Origin of the sequence: Reyranella soli (assembly GCF_007992495.1) — a bacterium.
Taxonomy (GTDB): domain Bacteria; phylum Pseudomonadota; class Alphaproteobacteria; order Reyranellales; family Reyranellaceae; genus Reyranella; species Reyranella soli.
The window spans coordinates 1-603 of record NZ_BKAJ01000404.1 but is presented as its reverse complement, the minus strand read 5'-3'; the positions used below and the strand labels follow the sequence as shown (position 1 = coordinate 603).

General features: G+C 66.8%; 2 protein-coding genes. Both read left to right on the top strand.

Translation table 11 applies throughout. The features are described from left to right. Positions 1 to 44 precede the first annotated feature (44 nt). Positions 45 to 461, top strand: coding sequence for an IS66-like element accessory protein TnpA (gene tnpA, locus RSO01_RS47005; protein ID WP_246159279.1), 417 nt, complete (start codon positions 45 to 47; stop codon positions 459 to 461). Between the two features lie 26 nt (positions 462 to 487). After that, positions 488 to 603, top strand: a 116-nt coding sequence (gene tnpB, locus RSO01_RS47000) for an IS66 family insertion sequence element accessory protein TnpB (RefSeq protein WP_373868012.1), incomplete at its 3' end; no start/stop codon positions are given.

Here is a 603-nt window from a genome sequence, read left to right as displayed (position 1 = left end):
GATCTGTGATGGTGCTGATCCTGCTGTGAGGTTGGGATCGGCTTGTGTCTAGACTTGAACCTACGCTTGAGCCCGAGCGCCAGGTCCGGCGCATCGAAGTGATCACTGGCGCCGGCGGACGTCGTCGTTGGACGGTAGACGACAAGGCGCGGATCGTTGCGGAGACGCTGGAGCCTGGAGCGGCGGTGTCGGTTGTTGCGCGCCGCCATGGGCTGACACCACAGCAGTTGTTTGGTTGGCGGCGCGAAGCGCGCAAGCGGAGCGAGGCGAGCGACGATGGGGGGCCGAGCTTCGTGCCGGCGGTAATGGATCTGCCAGCGGCGCATGGCCGGCGACGGCCGCAAGCCGCACTTATGGCGGCGATCGAGCTCGATATGGGCGGGGTGAGGGTGCGGATCGGGGCGGGCGCCAAGGTCTCGATCGTATCGGCGGTGATTCGCGCGTTGAAGGAGGCCTTGTGATCGGACCGACCGGGACGGTCCGCGTCATGGTGGCGACCAAGCCGGTCGACTTCCGCAAGGGCATGGAGGGGCTGGCGGCGCTGGTGCGCGATGCCATGGGGAGCGATCCGTTCTGCGGGACGGTCTATGTGTTCCGGGCCAA